Source organism: Bacillus sp. FSL W8-0770, from assembly GCF_038008705.1.
Lineage (GTDB): Bacteria > Bacillota > Bacilli > Bacillales > Bacillaceae_G > Bacillus_A > Bacillus_A cereus.
In genome coordinates, this window is the sequence record NZ_JBBOZR010000001.1 from 736,010 (window position 1) to 749,926 (window position 13,917).

Below are 13,917 nucleotides of genomic sequence, written 5' to 3' on the forward strand. Positions count from 1 at the left end.
AAAGGTAGTGTTTATTTTGTATGCAGATGATTATGAACCGAAGTTTCAAAGGCGAACGCCAGAGGAATATTTAGAATATATTCGTCAGCAAAATCGCGGAAAGTTAAAGCTATATGTCGGAGCAGCTCCAGGCGTAGGAAAAAGTTATAAAATGCTCTTTGATGCAAGAGAAATGAAAAAAGATGGAATTGATATTGTAATTGGTTTAATTGAAACGCATGGAAGAAAAGAGACGGAAGAAGCAATTGCTGATTTAGAAAAAGTTCCTTTAAAAGAAATACAGTATAAAGGAAAGGTATTTTATGAGCTTGATGTGGAAGGAATAAAAAAACGCGCGCCGCAAGTAGTCGTAGTGGATGAACTTGCTCATAGTAATGTTCCTGGTTCTAAATATAAGAAACGTTATATGGATGTGCAGGAATTGTTAGAGGCTGGTATATCGGTATTATCAGCTTTTAATATTCAACATTTAGAAAGTGTTCATGATATTGTAGCTCAAATTACGAATGTAAAAGTAAGAGAACGAATTCCAGATTTTATTTTACAAAAAGCAAATGAAATTCAGCTCGTTGATGCAACGCCTGAGGTATTAAGGAAGAGACTAATAGACGGAAAGATATATAAAGAAGAAAAAATTCAGCAAAGCTTACAAAACTTCTTTACACTTAATAATTTAGGAGCACTTAGGGAATTATCACTTCGAGAAGTTGCTGATGATATGGACGAGAAAATTAGCCAAACAGTAATAGAACCAATTGGCGTAAAAGAAAAAATTCTCGTTTGTGTACAATACAGTTCAACAGCGGAGAAATTAATAAGACGGGGATGGCGCATGGCTGATCGGTTAAATGCTGAATTGTACGTATTAAACGTTGAGAGGGAAAATATAGATTCTATTTCAGCTGGAAAAAAGCAGACGATTGAAGAGTGGAAATCGTTAACCAATCAATTTGATGCGAGTTTTGTATTAGAAGAGGCGAAAGGGAGAAAACCAGCGGATGTTATTATTGAAGTCGCAAGAAGATTACAAGTGACGCAAATTTTACTTGGACAATCTGCAAGAACAAGGTGGGAAGAAATACGAAAAGGCTCTATTGTAAATGAAATTATGAGACAAACAAAGTATATTGATATTCATATTGTTGCGGATCAAAGAGGGTAAAATAGAGCCGACATTTTGGGGGCTCTATTTTAATTTTTGTACAGCATGAAAACTTAGCATTTTCATTGCATATAAGATTACAAGTAAAAACATAATTGCGCCTAGGAAGAAAATCCAAAAGTAATTTTGGTTAAATAAAAGAAATCCACCTATAAGTGGCCCTGTACCCATACCAAGATAGCGGATGAAGTTGTATATACCGATAGCTGTTGCACGCTCTTGTATGAATTCTTCTGTTAATAAAGTAGTGTGAGTTGGCATAGAAAGTCCCATACTAAAACCGTACAAAGATGTAACGATAATGATGAAGGGGATATTGATGCTATATGTGAAAGAGAATAAAACGACACATATAATATTGAAGAAACTCGTAATAAATAAAGCTTGCTTTGTTGTGAGGCGTTTTTGCAAAAACTTGTAGCAAAAACTTCCTAGCATGATAGAAAGAGACATTGGTACAAACATAAGACCAATTTTATTTACAGTTAAATGAAATGAATTTGTTAAAATACTCGGTAAAAAAACGAGAAAGCAAAAGTAAATACAAAATTGAATGAAGCCAATAAGAGTAATAGAAAATCCAGTTTTATTTTTTAAGATAAGAGAGTAATTCTTTTGTGCTTTAGACTGCTTAATTACATTTGGCTTTGTTTCTGGAAGTAGTGAAATGTTTATCATTAATAAGATAATGCCAAGTGTAGATAAAAAGAGAAATACAGATAAGTGACCATTTATACTGCCAAGATAACCACCTATGAGAGGAGCCATTGCAGGTGCGAGGGCAAGTAACATTTGGTATAGGCTCATCGCTTCTCCGCGTTCTTTTCCTTCAAATAAATCGCCGATAATCGTTGCTGAAACTACAGGTGTAGCCGCTATTCCTATAGCTTGAACAGCTCTAAAAAAGAGAAATAAATAAATGTTTGCCGAAAAAGCACATCCGATTGAAGCAATCGTACTAATAATTAAACTAGGAATAAGGACAGATTTTCTCCCTTTTGTATCAATTAAAGGGCCATATATGAGCTGCATAATCGCAAGAACGAATGTAAAAAGTGAAACTGTTACATTTACAAGATAAAGAGAAGTATGAAAAGAATTTTGAATCATCGGTAAGATAGGTGTGTAAATATTTTGAGCGAAGGAACCGAATAAGGCACTAATACAGATAACATATAAAATGAAATTTAGTTTAGATTTTTTCATCTTGTTAACCCCCTTGTAATTTAGTTTCCTAGGAAACTAAATTTATTTTAACATGATTTTCTCACTTGTAAAGATGAAAAAATAATTTTAAAATGGTATATAGTTAAATTGTTTCTTCGGAAACTTAGGAGGCGAACGGATTGAAGCATGCAACGAAGCAAATGGAAATACTGTCGGACATTCGTACACTTTTGCATAAAAAAGAAGAACATTTAAAACGACAAAACGAGAAGTTTCTTCGTGAGACAGGTGTAAGTAGTATGTCTTTATCTGAGTTACATGTAATCGAATGTATCGGAAAAAATGGTTTGATGAATGTAACGGCAATTACGACAGAAATGGGCATGACGAAGGGAGCAATCTCTAAAATTTGTACAAAGTTGTTTCAAAAGCAATTCGTTGAGAAGATGCAAATGTTAGATAATCAAAAAGAAATCTTCTTCCGCTTAACGGAAAGTGGGAATGAAATATATAAAGCTCATGAAAAATTGCATAAGCAAGCTGAAGAAAAGTGGTTGTTACTTTTAGATGGATATACGAAAGAAGAGCAAGACTTTATTCAAAGGTTTATAAAGGATGTCTCCAATCATTTGGAAATATAATTGGAAGAAAAAACTCCTTTTTCTCAAGTCTTTTAAATATAATTTCTGAAAGAACTCATATATAATAGAAAAAGATACTTAACATGGTGAATAATTAAAGAGTCAATATATATAGAGGAGAGAGTAACATGCTTGAAAATACGGGGTTAGTATTAGAAGGCGGCGGTATGCGTGGTGTGTACACGGGCGGGATATTAGAATACTTTATGGAACAAGATTTATATTTTCCATATGTAATCGGTGTATCAGCTGGTGCTTGTCATGCAGCGTCGTATCTTTCTAGACAAAGAAATAGAAATAAAACGGTCAATATTGATTATGCATCACATCCGAAATATTTATCGTATAAAAACTTATGGAGAAAACGGCAGTTATTTGATATGGATTTCATTTTTCATGAAATCCCAGAAAAGCATGTTCCGTTTGATTTTGAAACATACTTTAATAGCCCGGAACGTTTCCTTGTAGGAACGACGGATTGTGAAACAGGACAATCAGTTTATTTTGAAAAAGAAGGAACGAATGATGATGCGCTAAATTTATTACAAGCGTCTAGTTCATTGCCTTTCATTGCACCGGTAGTAAATTATCGTGGTAAGCAGTTATTAGATGGCGGGATTTCTGATCCAATTCCAGTTCGTAAAGCACAGGAAGATGGATTTGAAAAATCAGTCGTTATTTTAACGAGAAATCATGGCTACGCGAAGAAAAAATCAAGGTTTGGATGGGTTGCAGCGAAAGCTTATAAAAAATATCCGAACCTTGTTAACACGATGCTGAATCGTTATGAAGTGTATAATGAAACACTTCACTATATTGAAAAAGAAGAACAAGCTGGCAATTTATTTGTTATTCGCCCAGAAGTGCCGCTTCAAGTAGATCGTATGGAAAAAGATACAGCAAAACTACAAAATTTATACGAGCAAGGCTATGAAGATGCAAAGAGACAGTTTGCAGATTTAAAGGCGTTCTTGCAAAAATAAGTATTAGGCTGCGGAGAAGAGTTTCTCCGCAGCTTTTTTATATTGCTACTTATACGTTACTTTTTAAAAATGTATGAATGTTTAAGTGTTTAAAGAGTTTGTAAAACACCGGGGTTTCTTGTTGAGGAGAATTTATTTGAAGGATATTATGATGATGTAGCGCTACTAAACTATTAAATTTATGAGGTGATTGTTAATGAAAGGAAAAGTTTTTTCAATTACGACTTTAGTATTATTAGCAACATCAACCTCAACAAGTGCATTCTATCCAACTCTAAGCGGTAACCTACTATCTTACAGAGCTCAAACTACTACGAATCAAAATGCATCTCGTTGTTCAGTAGCAATTTCTTTTATTAAATCAAATGGAAATAATTCATATATTGAAAGCGCTTCATACAAATTAGGATCCCATGAATCTGGAAGAGCATTAAACGCAACTGTGAGTAATGGTGCATATAACGCCTTTGGTGCAAAAGGACTATACTCGGAGCATTATGCAAATGAGAATAATGACTATCAAGAAGATACACACAAAGGTACTTTTGATAGTAATGGTAACTTACGATTACAGTGGTAAAAAGCATTAAACAGTTGTCTTTATAAATATTTAGATAAGGAGAAGGGGATGTTCATCATCTCCTTCTTATTTAAAAGGAGCACAGACATGTACCTAGCTTTTAAAAATATAAAAAGCAATAAACTGTTTTTCTTAATTCTCCTTATGTCATTTTTTATTTCTTTTCTTTCTATATCAATAGCCGCACTTTTAACAGAGTCTAAACGAAACTTTATATCTGCTTTTCAAATCGGTTTTCCAGAGAAGAACCAAGTTTTAACTGTTCCGATAGCGAATGCAACTGAATTGGAAGAGATAATTCCTTTCATACAAGATACTTTCGTTAAAAGTGATATTTATGTAGAGCATTTAAAAGCATTAAATAGTTCAGGGGCAACAAAGATCATAGCTGTGAATTTAAAAGATGATTATTATTGGAAGCCATATATTTCTGAAGGACAATATTTTCATCGTGAAAATGTAAACGATATGGTTGTTGGCGATCAAACGAATGTAGAGGAGTTATATGAATTTGATGATACATATAAAAAAATAGGAACTATATCAAGAAAAGACAGTGACGTCGGTGTAGCAGGCATATACGTTCCACTTCAAAACTTACCTACTATATCTAAAAAAGGTATTATCGCGAGTAAACAATTACAATTAACAGTTGTTAATCCTACATCATCTATTCATAACGAAATAAAAAAGTTTATGGGTAGGAGTAAAGAAGTGCTTTCGGGAGATGTTCAAATACTGAATGAACGAGATCTTCAAGAACTACATGTGACACATATAGATCCAGCAAATAAGTATTATTATAAATTTATTCTTGTTGCAATTGTTTCTGGCATTTCTGCGGTTTTATTTTGGATTTATAAAAAAGAAAGAGAGATTTCATTAAAAAAAGCAGTAGGTGCCTCTAATATATCTATTTACTGCGAACTATATATTCAAATTTTGTTTATTTCTCTAGCAGCGATGTTCTTAGTTTTTATTACGTTAGAAATATTTTCGGGAACAATTCATACTTATTTTCAGACATACTTAGTAAAACCGTTAACACTATATGTATTGATATACAATGTTGTTTTTATAATTTTTCTTACAATTTTTGTTACTGTAATTCCAATCAAGCACATTATAAATATATATCCCGGAAAACATTTAAGAACGTAGGAGGTCTTCATGTTTTTTATATTTGATTCTATACGGTCTGTGAAAAAACGGTTGTTACCAAGTTTGATTATAGTAATTTCTTTAATTATTGCATTTTCTTCAGCAATAGAATTTGTTAGTAATCTTTCGGGATATCGAAAAATGATGACGGTAGCAAATAATTTATCGACTCATAAAAATTTCTATGAACTTTATGCGACGCAAGATATAACCTTGTTTAGCGAAGAAAAAGCGAAAAATGATTATCAATATTTCATGCAAGGGTTATCTAATATGATACCAATAACAAATAAAACTAATTATCTGTTCCGTAACTATTCACTTAGTTTAAAAAAAGAAAATGGAACGATAAAGACTCTTATTGTTGATAAAGATATTAATAAGTACTTTCGTATACGAATTTCACAAGGAAGATATTTTGAGGAATCGGAATTTCATAAATCAGTATTTGATATTAGACCTGTTATATTAGGGGCTAATTATATAGAAAAGGTATCTATTGGTGATGTTATACCATCTGGAAAAATGAAGCTAAAAGTAATTGGCTTTTTAGAAAAAAATTCACCATTTACATATCCTCGAAGTGGTGAAATATCGGATAATCGTATTACATTATTAGATGACATGGCGATTTTACCAATTGGAACAGAAGAAATAGAGTTCTATAGTGTAGAACTTTTATACAATGGGTTAATTATAGAAACAAATGAGAAGATAAATATAAATGAACTTCAAAAGAAAGTATTAAAGGTAACAGAAGGTAAGGGTTATTCGTATTATGTTACAAATCCGAATAAATTGTTAGAAAACGAAAAACAAGGTATTGATAATATGTCATACCCCTTATTATTAAGCGGTACAGTCTTATTTTTTTCATTTCTATCTATTGTATTAACATCAATGGCAGCACTTTATATGGAGCGTAAAAGTATTTCTATTAAATCAGCGTTAGGTGCAAGCACTTTTCAAATATGTCTTCCATTTATTATTGAGTATATGTTGCTATTCGTTTTAGCGATATGTATAGGCATAATGTATTTTCAATGGGAGAATAGCGGAGTAATTGAAATTCAGAAAGGGCTAGAAAATAGTATAGTATCTTTCTTTGGAACGTTAAAAGTCTCTATAGAATCATTGGTTGTTATAGGTGCTTTATCACTTGTAATGATCCTCGTTATATATGCAATCATTTATTTCAATGTACTAAAAATAAAAAATACATATATGAAAGAGGTGTTATAAATGATTCAGCTCGCAAATGTGGCTAAGGGATATGGAAAGAGTAATTTTAGTGCTTTACAAGATATTAATCTTACAATAGAAAAAGGCGAAATGATAGCCATTATGGGACCATCTGGTTCTGGGAAATCAACCTTGCTTAACATTATTGGTTTAATTGATAGCCCCTCTACTGGAAAGTATTTTTTAGATGGAATGGATACGAGTACATTCAAGTCAAATTATCATAAGTATAGAAACACGGAAGTTGGATTTGTGTTTCAGAACTTTTCGCTATTAGATGATTATACAGTTGTTGACAATGTAATGCTTCCGCTTATATATAGAAGAATTTCTCATAAGAAACGTATGCAAATATCAAAAAAAATGCTGAAAATGGTAGGGCTTGAGAGGCATATTAACAAATATCCTTACGAGTTATCAGGAGGAGAACAGCAAAGAACAGCAATAGCAAGGGCTTTAGCACAAGATACAAAAATTATACTTGCTGATGAACCGACTGGTGCTCTTGATCAAGAAAATGGGGAGAAAATTATGAGTATTTTACAAGAGATTAATAAAGAAGGAAAAACAGTGCTAGTTGTTACACATGATCAAAAGGTAGCTGCATATTGTCAGAGGACGATACGGTTACTTGATGGTTGTATGGTATAATATGGATAATGTTATGTGAAGAGGTGATACATATGGAAAATGTCTATAAAGGACTTAGGCATATTGGGTTTATTATGATGTTTATTTTTGGTAGCGTATTTTTACTTCGCTGGTTTATTCATGATGAAATGTTAATAGATCAACTTATTGGTTTTAGTGTGGGCATAGTAATGGTTATTTCATCAGTTTTCATTCAAAAGTATAGTAAAGAATTAAAGGTAGAAGAGAAGTATTAAAAGGTTATAACCTTCTTCATATTTTGGAGGTGCCTTTATAGTTTGAATGATTGTTGTAAAAGAAAAGTAGAGCATCGGATTTCGATGCTCTACTTTTTTAATGTGGTAAGAATATCAATTGATAAGCAAACAAAATTCCAAATACATATACAAGTGGGTGAACAGCACGGAATTTACCTTTTGCCACTTTCATAAGTGGATATGAAATAAATCCAAGTGCGATACCTGTTGCGATACTTGATGTAAGAGGCATGCTTAAGATTACTAAAAATGCTGGGAATGCTTCATCAAATGCGTCCCAATCGATGTGGCGAACTGAACCCATCATAAGACTACCAACGATAATTAATGATGGAGCAGTAATAGCTGATACACCAGAGACAGCACTTACTAATGGTCCGAAGAATGCTGCTAGTGCGAATAGAACAGCTACTGTAACAGTTGTTAAACCAGTACGACCACCAGCTGCAACACCAGCAGATGATTCAATGTAAGCTGTTGATGGTGTCGTTCCGAACATAGAACCAATAGTTGCTGAGAATGAGTCAGATAGAAGAGCTCGTCCAGCTTTTGGGAGTTTTCCGTCTTTCATAAATCCACCTTGTTGAGCTACCCCAAGTAATGTACCTGTTGTATCAAATAATGTAACAAGGAAGAATGAAAATACAACGCCGTATAATCCGTAGTTAATTACGTCAGATACAGCAGTAATTGGATTTGAAACGATAATTCCTTCTGGTAATCCAGGCATTGATGTAACACCGTTTGAGAATGTTAATTGTCCTGTGAAGAAAGCGATAATACCAGTTAATAGCATACCGATAAATAGTGCGCCATTTACATTTAAAGACATAAGGATAATAGTAATTCCAAGTCCAGCTAATGCTAGTAGAACTGGAGCAGAGTGAAGATCACCAAGTCCAACTAAGTTTGCATCATTTTTTGTAACGATACCTGTTAAACGTAAACCGATAAAGGCGATAAATAGCCCGATACCAGCAGTAATTGCATGTTTTAAGTTTTCAGGAATTGCTTCCATTAATTTTGTACGGAAAGATGTAAATGATAGCAAAATTAAAATCATACCTGCTACGAATACAGCAGAGAATGCAATTGCGAAAGTCATGCCTTCATGCGCTTTTACAACAGAGTAAGAGAAGTAAGCATTTAATCCCATACCTGGCGCGATTGCGATTGGTAAGTTTGTAAAGATTGCCATAAATAATGTTCCGACAACAGCAGCAATAATTGTTGCTGTAAATGCTTGTTCAAATGGAACACCTGCATCTCCAAGGATAACAGGGTTTACGACAATGATATATGCCATTGTTAAGAAGGTAATAATACCTGCCATAATTTCAGTTTTAATAGAAGTTTTATGTTTTGAAAGGTTAAACATATAAACATCCTTTCTGTTTACGAATAATTTTCACAACAGTTATATATAATATTCGTTTTTTATCTATTTTGCAATAGTTTTGCATAAAAAGTTTATAACAATTCATATTTTGTGTCTTAAATTCGAATATTAATCGTAAACCGATGTGTGAATTTCAGCTTTTTATTGTGCACATGCTAAGGAAAAGGAGTTGAAAGCAGCTATGCCACAGCAAAAAAACTTTATAACAATGCCTGCGCAACATCAAAATAAGCAGCCTGGTATTGAATCATTAATGAGCCCCCTTCCGCAGTTTGAAGATCCAAATTATCAAGGAAGTGAAAAGTTAAAAGGGAAGAATGTGTTAATTACGGGAGGAGATAGCGGAATTGGACGAGCAGTTTCCATCGCTTTTGCAAAAGAAGGAGCAAATGTTGCGATTGCTTATTTAGATGAGGAAGAAGATGCAAAAGAGACGAAACAACGTGTTGAAAAAGAAGGTGTAAAGTGTGTATTGTTGCCGGGGGATTTGAGTAATGAACAGCATTGTAAAGATATTGTGGAAGAGACCGCTCGGCAGTTAGGTAGTTTAAATATTTTAGTGAATAACGTTGCACAGCAATATCCGCAGCAAGGGCTAGAGTATATTACAGCAGAACAGCTAGAAAAAACATTTCGTATTAATATTTTTTCTTATTTTCACGTTACGAAAGCAGCCCTTTCTCATTTGAAGAAAGGGGATGTCATTATAAATACGGCATCTATCGTTGCATATGAAGGAAATGAAACGTTAATTGATTATTCCGCAACGAAAGGAGCAATCGTAGCTTTTACAAGATCACTTTCTCAATCGTTAGTGCAAAAAGGGATTCGGGTAAATGGTGTTGCACCAGGACCGATTTGGACACCGCTTATTCCATCGAGCTTTGATGAGAAGAAAGTCTCTCAGTTTGGGAGCAATGTCCCAATGCAAAGGCCTGGTCAACCATATGAGTTAGCGCCGGCATACGTATATTTAGCGTCTGGTGATTCTTCTTATGTTACTGGACAAATGATACATGTAAATGGGGGCGTTATTGTAAATGGATAGTTTTCATTTATAAGAGCAAAGTAATGTTAATTCCACTTATTATAGTGAGCGCTAGGGGGGATATAGCTGAAAAAGTTATGTTTCGTCATACTATTATTTTTCATCCTACCGGTTAGTGCTTTTGCTAATACAGATCATTTAATATTAGTGAATCTTACGACAAATCAGTTGTCTTTTTTTGAGAATGGAAATTATACAAAAACATTTCCAGTAACGACTGGAAGAGATCGTACACCTACGCCTGAAGGTAACTTTTGTATTATAACTAAATTTAAAAATAAAGAATACCATCGAAAAAAAATACCTGGGGGTGCACCGAATAACCCTCTCGGTACGAGGTGGCTTGGACTAGATAAGAATGAATATGCGATTCACGGGACGAACCGGGAATGGACGATTGGAAGTAGGGAATCAAATGGTTGTATTCGCATGCATGACAGGGATATACAATGGTTATATGACAGAGTACAATTACAAACAAAAGTAATCATTTCTCGTTTTCATACGAGCCCCGAATATGAAGCGAATAAGCTTGGTTATCGCGTTGTGAGCTGGAATGGTCGAAAAATAGAAGAAGAACAAATTGGAGTACTAACGCTAGTAGACCGCGCGGATATATATTGGCAAGAACCAAATGGACAGTTAACGAAAGTGAAAACGGTATTGCCAAATGAAAGATATCCAGTGTACTCAAAACGAAAAGATGGAATATATTATATAGGAAACAATTCGTATATTATAGATGAAACAGGAGAGAAAATTCGTTACGAGCAAATTCCTTCTTCGATTTTAAGTAATATATATAAACGGAAATACAATGTTCCGTAATGGCTACCGTATTATAGACGGTAGCTTATTTATACTTGGAGTTTAACTGCAACTATTGTATTTTGCTGAATATAATACAGTACAGATAGGGGGCGGTTATATTATGAAAAGTGAATTTGCGTTTAAAGTTTTTTTAGTAACGACCTGTTTATTTATCGTGTATTTATATGCGTTTCTCGTCTTTTCTTTTTATGTTCCATATGTTGATTTAATATTGTTCTTCGGATTTATTTGGGCGTTTGTGAAAGCGAGGGAAGGAGAGAAGAGTATATATCGGCGCATTACCTTATGCGGGACGGCCGTTCTCGTTATTTTGTACTTTTTTATTATGCATGATTTTTGGAGGGGAATGTAAAAAAGCATACGATTAATCGTATGCTTTTATATCTGTTAATGATGGAAGAGAGGCAATTGCACCGTAATTTGTACATGTGATAGCGCCTACTTTATTTGCAAAGGAGATAAACGCTGTTAAGTCTTTGAAATGATACGAAAGTGTATGTTCACTTTGGGCAATCTGATATAACATTGCTCCAACGAAAGCATCACCAGCACCAGTTGTATCGACTTGTTGAATGGAAATAGAAGAGACAATGGTTTGACCTTCATTTGTCGCAAGAAGTGTACCGTCTTTTCCAAGTGTAATAGCTACTACTTTTGCGCCATAATTTAATAATTTGAGTGCAGCTTGTTGTAAATCACTCTCTTTAGAGAGCATAGTAGCTTCCTCTTGACTTACTTTTACGAAGTGTGCATGTTTTATAAAGGTTAGACAATCTTGAGAGAATTGTTCTGTATTTGTAATGAGTGCACTTCGATAATTTGGATCAAAAGAAATAAAATGGCCGTTATCTTTCGCATATTGTAACAACTGAAAATACGTTTCTTTTAATGGGCTTGATAGTAAAGCTGTCGCTGAACCGAAATGTATTAAATCATTCGTTTGTATTTTTGATAAATCAATGCTATTGAATTGATATTCACCATCTGCACCACGCATAAAAGTAAAATCACGTTCGCCATCTTGATCGATGGATACGAATGCAAGTGTTGTTTGTTTATCTTTTATGAGCATGGATGTATCGACTTGCGCACGCTGTAAAGTTTGTTCAAGAAACTCACCAAATGGGTCATTTCCTACTTGCCCCATAAATGTAGCGTGTCCACCTAATTTTGTAATCGCAGCAGCAACGTTAGCGGGTGCTCCACCAGCTTTTTTTTCGAAATCTGAACCGTTTACTAAAGAAACGTTAGTATTTCGGCACACAAAATCAATTAATAGTTCACCTATACAAAAGACATTTCTCATACAATCCCTCTTTTCAGCTTATATTGTGTGATGATAAAGTTTAGTTTTGCATCTGAAAAGATTGCGATATGATGTTTCATGTCTTTTCGAGGAAAAACTCGGGACGTAAAGACTGTTGAACCATCGTATAAGAAAATTTCCACGATGCTTTTATCTACAAATATTTGTAGTTCTATCGTATCTTGAATATCGATTTTTTTACAGCGTTCAAATCCATATTCTCCGCCAAATTGATGGTAGAAGTTGCCCCTGTCTATAGAAATAGTACCTTGTTCCCGATTAAATGTAATGGGGAAACATTCCTCCTCATTGTGGAAGAGAGAAAGCCCAAAACGCTTTGCATCTTCTGTTTTAAGTGTAACAATTAATTCATAGGAGCCTTTATCATCAAGCGTTGATAATACATTTAATCCAGCTGTTATATCTCCTGAAATTTCTTTTTTTGTTGTTCGTAGTTTTGTTAATTCTGAAACTGGTTTTTGTTTTAAGATGTTATCTTCTAATGTTAATTCACGTGGAAGTGTTAGGCAATGAGCCCACATATAATCATCAGAAGGATATGTGATTTCACTTGATCCTGCCCAAGCAAACAATAGGCGACGACTAGTAGAGTCTTCTAAAGTTTGAGGGGCATAAAAATCGAATCCTTTATCAGCTTCGTAATAGGAATCAACATGGAAATATAAATTTTTAATATCGAAATGGCCTATGGCATAAACGACATTGTATATATTGTGAAAGTTTTCGCCGTCTTTTTCAATTCCTTGCGGTGAAAAGAGAAGTACATCTTTCCCTGATAATTGGAAGTAATCGGGGCATTCCCACATAAATCCGAATTCTTTTAAATTTGTTGTAATTTCGCCTTGGAAATGCCAATTGTATAGGTCTTGTGATTTGTATAGTAATAGAGTTCCTGTTTTATTTTCACGTTGGGCACCGAGTAACATATAGTACATATCATTATGTTTCCAGACTTTTGGATCACGTACATGTTTTGTATATCCGTCAGGAATTATATCAATAACAGGATTATTACTATATTTCGTCATCGTATATTGTGAATCCATTGTTGCCATACATTGTTTTGCATCACGGGAATCATCAGGCTTTTTTATATTCCCTGTATAAAGTAAATGAAGAAGGCCATCTTTTACGATAGCACTACCAGAATATGCACCGTGTGATTCATAGCTTTCAGTAGGGATGATGGCTACAGGCATACGCTCCCAGTTAATAAGGTCTTTTGACTTCACATGCCCCCAATGCTTCATTCCATGAATGGGACCAAATGGATACCACTGATAAAAAACGTGATATTCATCATTGTAGTAGGATACACCGTTAGGATCATTCATTAATCCAAATGGTGGGTGGATATGATAAATTGGTTTCCATGAATCTTGGTTTGCAATTTCATATAAAGAATGTAATTCGTCTTTATTAGATTGCAGTATTGTTTTATATTTTGACATAGGTTTTCACCCCGTTA

At 34.0% G+C, this 13,917-nt stretch carries 15 protein-coding genes; 11 read left to right on the forward strand and 4 right to left on the reverse strand.

Annotated features, from left to right (window positions below; genetic code table 11):
* Positions 1-7 precede the first annotated feature (7 nt).
* Positions 8-1,162: a KdpD-like non-kinase potassium sensor gene (kdpDN, locus tag NST27_RS03815; protein ID WP_001999108.1), complete on the forward strand. Its 1,155-nt coding sequence runs from the start codon at positions 8-10 to the stop codon at positions 1,160-1,162.
* Between the two features lie 24 nt (positions 1,163-1,186).
* Here the strand turns inward: kdpDN and NST27_RS03820 are convergent, their stop codons facing one another.
* Positions 1,187-2,368, reverse strand: coding sequence for an MFS transporter (locus tag NST27_RS03820; protein ID WP_000748712.1), 1,182 nt, complete (start codon positions 2,366-2,368; stop codon positions 1,187-1,189).
* Between the two features lie 140 nt (positions 2,369-2,508).
* Here NST27_RS03820 and NST27_RS03825 point away from each other — a divergent pair, with 140 nt between their 5' ends.
* From NST27_RS03825 to NST27_RS03855, 7 genes are all read left to right on the forward strand, one after another.
* The gene (locus NST27_RS03825) at positions 2,509-2,970 is read left to right on the forward strand and encodes a MarR family transcriptional regulator (protein ID WP_000679679.1); all 462 of its coding nucleotides are present in this window, start codon (positions 2,509-2,511) and stop codon (positions 2,968-2,970) included.
* 128 nt (positions 2,971-3,098) lie between these two features.
* Positions 3,099-3,953 (forward strand): patatin-like phospholipase family protein, encoded by an 855-nt coding sequence (locus NST27_RS03830; RefSeq protein WP_000892674.1) that lies wholly within the window; start codon positions 3,099-3,101, stop codon positions 3,951-3,953.
* Between the two features lie 196 nt (positions 3,954-4,149).
* The gene (locus NST27_RS03835; RefSeq protein WP_000676992.1) at positions 4,150-4,533 is read left to right on the forward strand and encodes a hypothetical protein; all 384 of its coding nucleotides are present in this window, start codon (positions 4,150-4,152) and stop codon (positions 4,531-4,533) included.
* Positions 4,534-4,620: 87 nt separating this feature from the next.
* The gene (locus tag NST27_RS03840) at positions 4,621-5,694 is read left to right on the forward strand and encodes an ABC transporter permease (protein WP_000280227.1); all 1,074 of its coding nucleotides are present in this window, start codon (positions 4,621-4,623) and stop codon (positions 5,692-5,694) included.
* Between the two features lie 9 nt (positions 5,695-5,703).
* Complete coding sequence (locus NST27_RS03845) at positions 5,704-6,936, forward strand: ABC transporter permease (RefSeq protein WP_000465076.1); 1,233 nt, start codon at positions 5,704-5,706, stop codon at positions 6,934-6,936.
* Positions 6,937-7,587, forward strand: coding sequence for an ABC transporter ATP-binding protein (locus NST27_RS03850; protein ID WP_000615294.1), 651 nt, complete (start codon positions 6,937-6,939; stop codon positions 7,585-7,587).
* Positions 7,588-7,619: 32 nt separating this feature from the next.
* Positions 7,620-7,823 (forward strand): hypothetical protein, encoded by a 204-nt coding sequence (locus tag NST27_RS03855; protein ID WP_000432804.1) that lies wholly within the window; start codon positions 7,620-7,622, stop codon positions 7,821-7,823.
* 97 nt (positions 7,824-7,920) lie between these two features.
* Here NST27_RS03855 and NST27_RS03860 read toward each other — a convergent pair whose 3' ends face one another.
* Complete coding sequence (locus NST27_RS03860; protein WP_000482710.1) at positions 7,921-9,222, reverse strand: NCS2 family permease; 1,302 nt, start codon at positions 9,220-9,222, stop codon at positions 7,921-7,923.
* 202 nt (positions 9,223-9,424) lie between these two features.
* Here NST27_RS03860 and NST27_RS03865 point away from each other — a divergent pair, with 202 nt between their 5' ends.
* From NST27_RS03865 to NST27_RS03875, 3 genes are all read left to right on the forward strand, one after another.
* A complete protein-coding gene (locus NST27_RS03865) occupies positions 9,425-10,291 on the forward strand; it encodes an SDR family oxidoreductase (protein ID WP_001136266.1) in 867 nt (288 codons plus the stop codon).
* Between the two features lie 66 nt (positions 10,292-10,357).
* A complete protein-coding gene (locus NST27_RS03870; protein WP_033682769.1) occupies positions 10,358-11,119 on the forward strand; it encodes a L,D-transpeptidase in 762 nt (253 codons plus the stop codon).
* Positions 11,120-11,222: 103 nt separating this feature from the next.
* Positions 11,223-11,474 carry a hypothetical protein gene (locus tag NST27_RS03875; RefSeq protein WP_000834195.1) on the forward strand — a complete coding sequence of 84 codons (252 nt, stop codon included), beginning with the start codon at positions 11,223-11,225 and terminating at the stop codon, positions 11,472-11,474.
* Between the two features lie 12 nt (positions 11,475-11,486).
* Here NST27_RS03875 and NST27_RS03880 read toward each other — a convergent pair whose 3' ends face one another.
* On the reverse strand, positions 11,487-12,428 hold the full coding sequence (locus NST27_RS03880) for a carbohydrate kinase family protein (RefSeq protein ID WP_001246642.1): 942 nt from the start codon (positions 12,426-12,428) through the stop codon (positions 11,487-11,489).
* A complete protein-coding gene (gene scrB / locus NST27_RS03885; protein ID WP_000049743.1) occupies positions 12,425-13,900 on the reverse strand; it encodes a beta-fructofuranosidase in 1,476 nt (491 codons plus the stop codon). Before scrB ends, NST27_RS03880 begins: the two co-directional genes overlap by 4 nt.
* Between the last annotated feature and the right edge of the window lie 17 nt (positions 13,901-13,917).